The following is an 8,196-nucleotide window of genomic DNA, read 5'->3' on the forward strand; positions in this document are numbered from 1 at the left end:
CTCCCTGAGCCGTGAGCTTCCCTCTCCCTCGTACCCAATCTAGGGGGTATGACATGACACACATGAAAACCCACCACCACGGCCGTACCCAGCGAGGCTTCACGCTCATCGAGCTGATGATCGTCGTGGCGATCATCGGCATCCTGGCCTCGGTGGCCATCCCCGAGTTCCTCAACATGTCCATGCGCGCCAAGGCGGCCGAGCGCGATCCGATGATGACCTCGATCGTCCGCACGATGACCGAGTACGCCATCGCGCACGGCTCGCTGCCGGGCGGGACGACCGTGGACCTCCCCCAGAACCCCCCGGATGCTCCGGATGGGACCCGGAAGTTCTTCTCGAAGACGATCGGCAAGTGGGCGGACCTGGGCTTCATGCCCGACGGCCCGGTCTACTACCGCTATGAGATCGTCCAGGGCGCGACGGCCGATGAGCTGATCCTCACGGGCAAGGCGGACCTGGACCACGACGGGGAGATCAGCATCAAGACCATCACGTACAAGCTGCAGGGCGGCACCTGGCAGTGGCAGTCCGAGGACGTGACCCCCGAGTAGAACCCCGCCCGGGAATGCGGTAGGAGCGCATTCCATGGGCGCTCAATGGAAGCACAAGGGCCGCACTGAGCATGCGGCCGCGAAGGGTCGGCTCTTCACCAAGTTGGTCAAGGAGATCATGATCGCCGCCAAGGCGGGCGGTGCCGATCCCAACACCAACCCCCGCCTCCGGATGGCGGTCGAGCAGGCCAAGAAGGCCTCGATGCCGCGCGACACGCTGGAGCGCGCCATCAAGAAGGGCGCGGGCCTGCTGGACGAGCAGGTGAACTACGAGCTCATCACCTATGAGGGCTTCGCGCCCCACCAGGTGCCCGTCATCGTCGAGTGCCTCACCGAGAACAAGAACCGCACCGCCACCAACATCCGGGTGCTCTTCCGCAAGGGACAGATCGCCACCACCGGCGCGGTGTCCTGGGACTTCAACCGCCTGGGCGTCATCGAGGCCACGCCCCCCAGCGGCGGCGCCGATGCCGAGACCGCCGCCATCGAAGCGGGCGCGCAGGACCTCGAGAGCGGCGAGGAGGGGGCCACCCGCTTCCTCACCGCCCCCACCGAGCTCGATGCGGTGAGCCGGGCCCTCACGGGCCTGGGCTGGACGGTGAGCGCTCACAACCTCGCGTGGATCGCCAAGAACCCCGTGCACCTCGAGGGTGAGGCCCGCGCCGAGGTCGAGTCGTTCCTCGAGGCGATGGACGAGGACGACGACGTGCAGAACATCTACGTCGGTCTCAAGTAGGTCCCGCTCCCCCGGGAGTGGCGGCTAGGATGGAGCCATGTCCGAGTCCACGCCGCACACCCGACTCCGGGCCCTGCTGTGTCGGGAGTCCGCACCAGCTCCGCTGCCCCTGACGCCCCGGGGGGACCTGGAGCTGTTCGCTCCGCCCTCCCCCACTCATCGCTTCCTCCCCTTCCTCCCCGCCCACCACCAGCTCGCGCTGACGCTCTCGGCCCGCTTCATGGAGCTGGCCAACGCGAGCCCCGGAGAGGCGGGACTGGCGGCGGTGCTCGACGAGGCCGAGCGGCAGGTGCAACTCGGAGATCCCGAGTGGGTGCAGTACGCGCTGCGCGTCTTCATCGCCCACCATCCCGAGGGCCGCGGCCTGCCCGTGCCGCCCCTGCAGGAGCGCGCTCCGAACCGGGTGCTTCCCTCATTGCGCACGGCCCCCGTCCGGAAGGGGCCCAGTGGCACCCCCGGCGCGGAGATCTGGCTCGACTACTTCCGCGAGGACACCGCGCTCAACGACTCCCTCGACGCGTGGCGGGTCCTGTACCCGGCGGGTGGCCACCCGGACCCGGCGCAACCCCAGCGCCGCCTCCTCCCGGAGCGGCGAGGCGAGCTGTTCTGGCACACGCACCAGCAACTGCTGGCCCGCTACGACACGGAGCGGCTGGCGTTCGGCATGCCCCGCGTCGAGCCCCTGTCGGACTACGCCTCCCCCCTCAACGAGGGCTATGACGCCCAGCTCCCGGGCTTCGCGCCCCGGCCTCCTGGCCTGAGCCCGAGGGACCTGCCGGGCTACGGCATCACGGACCATGCCATGCGCCGGGACCGCCTCTTCATCGCGGCCTCCTCGGGGCTGCTGTGGCAGGGGGAGACGCCCGTGCTCATCGAGAGCCTGGAGCAGCTCGCCGACACCGCCGAGTCCAACGGGGGCTCCGTGGACGGAGAGGCCTGGGCGGATCCGCTCGGACACTACGGCTCGCTCTACAGCCTGGGGCACGTCCTCCTGGCCGGCCTGACACCTCCGGGCAAGACGGGGCTGCTCGGCGTCATGGCCTCACCGGCCACCGCGGCGAGGGACCCGCTCTTCTACCGCTGGCACCGCCACGTGGATGACATCCTCGACGCGTGGCAGAGCACCCACCAGCCGCCGCACGACCTGTCCGAGGGGCCGCGAGTGCTGATGCGCAAGTGGCTCGGCGAGGGGCTCTCTCCGGCGCACCAGAGCCCGGACATCATCCTGTGCCCGCTCCGGGACATCCCCGGGGCCACCGCACCGGGCTTCGACGGGCAACGGTGGGCCACGGCCACCTTCGGTGGTGACAGCTGGAACAGCCCCCCTCCGGCCTTCCGCTCGAGCACCGTGATCCTCAACACCCGCATGGTGCAGCACCCGGTGCGCCTGCCGGACGGGCGGGAGGTGCTCAAGCCGCACCTCGACCACGACGCCTTCCATTTCCTCCTGCGCGTGGAGAACCTGCTGCCACGCGAGCAGAAGGTGACGGTGCGCATCTACCTCGCCGCGGACGCGTTCGCCGAGGATCGCCGGATGTGGATGGAGCTGGACCGGTTCGTCCACACGCTGCGCCCCTCGGAGCGCGCGGTCATCTTCCGGCCCGCGCACCACGCCTCCGTGGTGCGTGAGCGCGGCTGGCCCCTCCACCTGCTGCTGCCGCGCGGCCGGACCGAGGGCCTGCTCTTCCGGCTCATGGTGATGCTCACCGACTGGGAGCAGGACCACGCGGGTGGGGATCCGACGGACACCCGCGAGCTGGGCTACCCGTTCAACCGCCCCATGCCCACGGGACAGCGCATCGCGGATCTGGTCACGATGCCCCACATCGCGACGCGGAACATCTGGATCCAGCACATCGCCTGAAGGCCCCTCAGTAGTCGCCCCGGCGCAACCGGTGGTGGATGGCCTCGAGCTGCTTGAGCAGCTTCTCGCGCTCCTGCGAAATGAGCTGTCGCGCCCGGGGCTTCTGCTCGTCGCTCAGCGACTTCTCCGCCTCGAGGTAGGCCTTGGAGTCGTTGAGCTGCATCTCACGCAGCGTGTCCTGAATCTCCTCCAACCGCCGGCGCCGCCCCTCCCTCGCCGCGACTTCCGGGTTCGCCGGATCGGTCAAGACGCCGCCCTTCCCACCATGCATGTCATGGGCGCCTCCTCCCATGTAGCCCCCGGTCCCGGAACGGCTGGATGACCCCTTCTTGGGACGGAGGCTCTCGAGCTTGTACTGGAGCGGAAGGTTCCTCTCGTGAAGACCGAAGTCCAGCTTCTCGAAGCGATCCACCTGCTCGGGGGTGAGTGCCAGCTCGCCCCGGTGCTCGAGCAGCACCACCAGGGAGGACTTGAAGGCCTTGCCCGCCTCGTCCGGACGGGTGGAACGGGCGCAGGCGACAAGCGAGAGGGACAGCCACAGCAGCAGCAACTTCCTCGTCATGCGACTCCTCCGAGCCCCCATCGTGCCACGAGTCCGTCAGGCCGTGGCTCCCGGCGCGTCACCTGGAGTAGAGGGATGAACCCCCTATGACGACCGGACCGGATCAACGCCTGGGCAGCAACATCTGCGCGCCCATGCGGGCCTTCGTCCTCCCCGCCTCCCTCGCCTTCCTCGTCGCGCTCACCCTGCGCGAGCCGCCGGGCTGGGCTCGGGAAGAGCGCACCCGCACCCGCTACACGCGGATCCTCGTGCAGGGGGGCCGCTACTTCCTCGGTCACAAGGTCGTCCGGCTGCTCGCCTTCGAGCTCGCCCTCTCCAACGCGCTGGCCTGGGGCATCATCTGGCTGTTCCAACCCCTGCTCGAGCGCAGTGGAATGCCGCTGCGCTTCTTCGGGGTGGTGCATGCCCTCGTGGGCTTCACCTTCAGCCTGCCGCGCATCCCCCTCTTCAGCGCCTACATCAACCACCACATCCCCTCCGAGCAGCGGGCCACGGTGCTCTCCTTCGTGTCGATGGTGCGCACGCTGGGCATCGTGGTGTGCAACCCCTTCATCGGGCTGCTCGCCGAGTGGTCGCTGTCGTGGACGATGGCCATTCTCGGCACCGGCCTCATCGTGCTCGCGGCGGCCTCCCGCCTCGAGGAGCGCCACCTCGTCACCCCGTCGGCGCCCCCCGACCCCACCGCCGGGTAAGCCCCCCGCGGCCACTGGCACCTCACGTCCCGAGCGCGCGAGGCAGCCTCACCCGGAACGTCGTGCCCGTCTCCGCCGTCGAGCGCACCTCGATGTGCCCTCCATGCGCGGTGACGATCTCGTGCACGATGAACAGGCCGAGCCCCACGCCCTTGAGGGCATCGCTCCCCGTGCTCGCGCGCGTGAAGGGCTCGAAGATGCGGGGCAGCAGCTCGGGCGGGATGGGGTTGCCCTGATTGGCCACCTCCAGCGTCACGTCGGCGCCCCCACCGTCCACCCGGACCTGGACCGGCGCCTCCTCCGCGCCGTGCTTCACGGCGTTGTTCACCAGGTTGCCCACGAGCTGGGCCAGCCGGCTCGCGTCCCACTCCCCGCTCGTGTCGCCGCGCAGCTCGAAGAGGAGCTGCCGCTCGGGGTACGCGGCCTGCACCTCGTCGAGGACGGCGCGGCACGTCTCCTGGAGACTCGCCTGCCTTCGCTGGATGGGCAGGGTTCCCTCCTGCCGCACGCGCACGAAGTCGAGCAGGTCGCGGATGAGATGATCCATCCGCCGCACGCTCGTCTGGATGCGCGCCACCCGCTTCCGCTGCGTGGGAGAGAGGGGCTCGGCGCGCAGCAACAGCTCGCCGGAAGCGGCGATCGCCTGCAGGGGGCTGCGCAAGTCATGGCTCACGATGCCCATCAGCTTGTCGCGAACGTCCGCCTCGCGACGCAGCGCCTCTTGGAGCTGGTGGTGCGCGCTGATGTCGGTGGCCACCACCACGCCGGCCACCGTGCGCCCCTCGGCGTCCCGCACCGGCGCGGAGCTCAGCTCGACCTCCGTGCGAGTCCCATCCGCATGGACGAACCGCATCGGCTCACGCACCACCGTCTCTCCGTGGCTCAGCGAGCGCGCCAGCGGCCACTCGTCCGGCTGGTAGGGCCTGCCGTCCGGATGGTAGCCCGTATAGGTCTCGTACCCTGAGATGCCCTCCGAGGCCTTGAAGGGGTGACCGATGATCGACTCGAGCGCCGCGTTGCCCATCAAGAGCCGGCCACCCGGCTCGGAAATGATGACGCCCACGGGGAGCTGCCGCAGCACGGCCTCAAGCAGCCCGCGCTCGGCGGCGAGCTGATCCCGGAGCCGCTCGGCCTCGGCACGGGCCTGGCGCTCGGCCTCGTACAGCCGCGCGCGCTCCAGGGCCAAGGCACACTGCTGGCCGAGCAGCTCCATGAACTGGAGGTCCTCGGGCTCGAACACCCGCTCGCGGGCGAAGCTGAAGCCGAAGGCGCCGATGATGCGTCCATCCCCACGCAGTGGAAGCGCGGCGAACGACCGCCCCAGGAGGGCCGGAGAGGCCGCCATCTCCGGGTAGCTCCGGAGGAAGCCCTCCAGGTCTCCGTGCAGCACGGGCCTGCCGGTGCGCACGGCGTCGCGGAACATCACGGGCGTATCGATGGGGAAGCGCCCCCAGCCGCTCCTCACGTCCTCCGGAAAGCCATGTGCGGCGCGCAGCTCGAAAGCGGTGCCATCCTCACTCACCAGGACGAGCGACGCCGAGAGGGCCTCGAGCGCCAGGACCCCCGCGGCCACCACCGTGCGCGCCACTTCGTCGGGCATCATCACCTGGGACAAGGCGGCCGCCACGGCGTGCAGCCGGTCCGCGTGCATGCGGCTCCGCTGCTCGGTGATGTCCACCACCATTCCCACGAACCCGGCAACCCGGCCGTCTGGCAGCACATGCGGCAGGTAGTCCGCGCGTACCACGCGAGTACCGCCGGTGCGGTACGGCACGGCTCGCTCGAAGTGGGCTGCCTGGCCCGACAGTGCCGCCCGGACCTCCGCGCGGATGCCCTCGTATGCCTCTTCTCCCAGCAACTCACCAAGCGTCCGGCCGAGGATCTGCTCCCGCGGCGCTCCAAACCAGCGCTCGTAGGTCTGGTTGCAGAACCGGTACCGCTCGGAGGTGTCGATGTACGAGAGCAGCACGGGCGCGACATCCACCGTGACCAGGAGCTTCTCGATGAAGCCGTGTGCCTCGAGGGCACTCTCGGAACGCTGGAGCGTCCGCTCGAGGAGCAGGAGTTTTCGATGAGCTCGCGGGAGGAGGAGGCCAGCGTGGGAGGAAGCATGTCGAGGGAGGGCCTTGGGGACAGGCGCCGGAAAGGTGTTCAGGGCGAATGAAAAGATCAACGCCTCTCGGAGCCCTTTGTTCGGCCCCCCTCGAAGTCCTCTCTCGTCAGTCGAGGAAGAAGTCCGGCAGGGGCTGAGCGCCGGGCTTCACGTTGTACTTCTCGAAGTCCTTCACGCCGGCCTCGCGGAGCAGGTCCTCGTCGATGAAGAAGTTGCCGGTGCAGGTGCGGCTGTCGCGGGTGAGGATGGCATGGGCCGCGTCGGACATGATCTCCGGGGTGCGGCTGGCCTCCATCATCTCCTGACCGCCAATCATGTTGATGGCGGCGGTGGCGATGACGGTGCGCGGCCAGAGCGCGTTGAAGGCCACGCCCTGCTCGCGGAACTCCTCGGCCATGCCGAGCACGCACATGCTCATGCCGTACTTGGCCATGGTGTAGGCCACGTGGTTCTGGAACCACTTGGGCTTCATGTTGAGCGGCGGCGAGAGCGTGAGGACGTGCGGGTTCTTCGCCTTGAGCAGCTCCGGCAGGCAGGCCTGGGTGGTGGCGTAGGTGCCACGCACGTTGACGCCGAACATCAGGTCGAACTTCTTCATCGGCGTCTCCAGCGTGCCCGTCAGGCTGATGGCGCTGGCGTTGTTCACGAGGATGTCGATGCCGCCGAAGCGCTCGACCGACTGCTTCACCGCGTCGCGGAGCTGCTCCTCGAAGCGGATGTCCACCATCAAGGGCAGCGCCTTGCCGCCCTCCCGCTCGATCTCCTCGGCGGCGGAGAAGATGGTGCCGGGCAGCTTCGGGTGGGGCTCGGCCGTCTTGGCGGCGATGACGACGTTGGCGCCGTCTCGCGCCGCTCGCCTGGCGATCGCCAGGCCGATGCCACGGCTGGCTCCAGTGATGAACAGGGTCTTGCCCTTCAGCGTATTCACGGTGGGTCCTTTCTTCGGCGGCCCCCCTCGGAGCCACCGTCGGTCGCTTCCCCTTCCGTACTGCGTCCGTGCGGGGATGGCCAGCGGCTCGATCGGGGAGAGCGACTCCCTGTGGGCCAGCGGGTGATCCACCGGCTGCTCGAGGAGCACGGACTTGCCCCGGTATTGAACAGAGCCGCGCACGAGGAACAGCGCGGTGGCGGTCGACGGTACAGAGTAGGGCCCATGGCTCCGTCAGGAGATGCCGTGATGCCGGGGGGGGCGTCCCCTCAGCTTCTCCGCCGGGTCGAGACACTCGTCTTCCTCACGGTGTTCCTCGATCTGGTGGGCTTCGGCATCGTCATTCCGCTGCTGCCCTTCTACGTCCAGTCGATGGGCGGCTCGGAGGTGACAGTGGGCGTGCTCCTGGGCTGCTTCTCCTTCACGCAGCTGCTCGCCACGCCCATCCTCGGGCAGCGCTCGGACCGGCTCGGCCGCCGGCCCATCATCCTGCTCAGCCTCGCCGTCAACGCGCTCGCGATGGGGCTCTTCGCCCTGGCCAGCTATCAGCGCCTGCTGCCGCTGCTCTTCGCCTCACGCATCCTCGCTGGGGCCACCTCGGGCAACCTCGCGGCGTGCCAGGCCTGCCTCGTGGACCTCACCACATCCGAGACCCGCGCGCGGGCCATGGGCCGGGTGGGTGCCGGCATCGGTCTGGGACTCGTCGTGGGCCCCTTCCTCGGCGGCCTGCTCTCCGAGTGGGGCGCG

8 protein-coding genes are annotated in these 8,196 nt (G+C 69.3%); 5 read left to right on the forward strand and 3 right to left on the reverse strand.

Going from position 1 to position 8,196, the window contains the following annotated elements; translation table 11 throughout:
• Positions 1 to 53 precede the first annotated feature (53 nt).
• The 3 genes from VF697_RS43590 to VF697_RS30615 are packed head-to-tail and all read left to right on the forward strand — an operon-like array spanning position 54 to position 3,154.
• Positions 54 to 554, forward strand: a complete 501-nt coding sequence (locus tag VF697_RS43590; protein ID WP_414641359.1) for a type IV pilin protein — start codon at positions 54 to 56, stop codon at positions 552 to 554.
• Between the two features lie 34 nt (positions 555 to 588).
• Positions 589 to 1,290 (forward strand): YebC/PmpR family DNA-binding transcriptional regulator, encoded by a 702-nt coding sequence (locus VF697_RS30610; protein WP_331100460.1) that lies wholly within the window; start codon positions 589 to 591, stop codon positions 1,288 to 1,290.
• A 37-nt stretch (positions 1,291 to 1,327) separates the two neighbouring features.
• A complete protein-coding gene (locus VF697_RS30615; RefSeq protein ID WP_331100462.1) occupies positions 1,328 to 3,154 on the forward strand; it encodes a tyrosinase family protein in 1,827 nt (608 codons plus the stop codon).
• A 7-nt stretch (positions 3,155 to 3,161) separates the two neighbouring features.
• Here the strand turns inward: VF697_RS30615 and VF697_RS30620 are convergent, their stop codons facing one another.
• Positions 3,162 to 3,716 (reverse strand): hypothetical protein, encoded by a 555-nt coding sequence (locus tag VF697_RS30620; RefSeq protein WP_331100464.1) that lies wholly within the window; start codon positions 3,714 to 3,716, stop codon positions 3,162 to 3,164.
• 86 nt (positions 3,717 to 3,802) lie between these two features.
• Here VF697_RS30620 and VF697_RS30625 point away from each other — a divergent pair, with 86 nt between their 5' ends.
• Entirely contained in the window at positions 3,803 to 4,408 is a 606-nt protein-coding gene (locus tag VF697_RS30625; RefSeq protein ID WP_331100466.1) for a hypothetical protein, read from the forward strand.
• 22 nt (positions 4,409 to 4,430) lie between these two features.
• Here the strand turns inward: VF697_RS30625 and VF697_RS30630 are convergent, their stop codons facing one another.
• Positions 4,431 to 6,377, reverse strand: coding sequence for a PAS domain-containing protein (locus VF697_RS30630; RefSeq protein ID WP_331100468.1), 1,947 nt, complete (start codon positions 6,375 to 6,377; stop codon positions 4,431 to 4,433).
• A gap of 250 nt (positions 6,378 to 6,627) precedes the next feature.
• Positions 6,628 to 7,449 (reverse strand): NAD(P)-dependent oxidoreductase, encoded by an 822-nt coding sequence (locus VF697_RS30635; RefSeq protein WP_331100469.1) that lies wholly within the window; start codon positions 7,447 to 7,449, stop codon positions 6,628 to 6,630.
• 249 nt (positions 7,450 to 7,698) lie between these two features.
• Here VF697_RS30635 and VF697_RS30640 point away from each other — a divergent pair.
• The coding region (locus VF697_RS30640; RefSeq protein ID WP_331100470.1) for an MFS transporter at positions 7,699 to 8,196 on the forward strand (498 nt) is incomplete at its 3' end.

The organism is Archangium sp. (genome assembly GCF_036388035.1).
Lineage (GTDB): Bacteria > Myxococcota > Myxococcia > Myxococcales > Myxococcaceae > Archangium.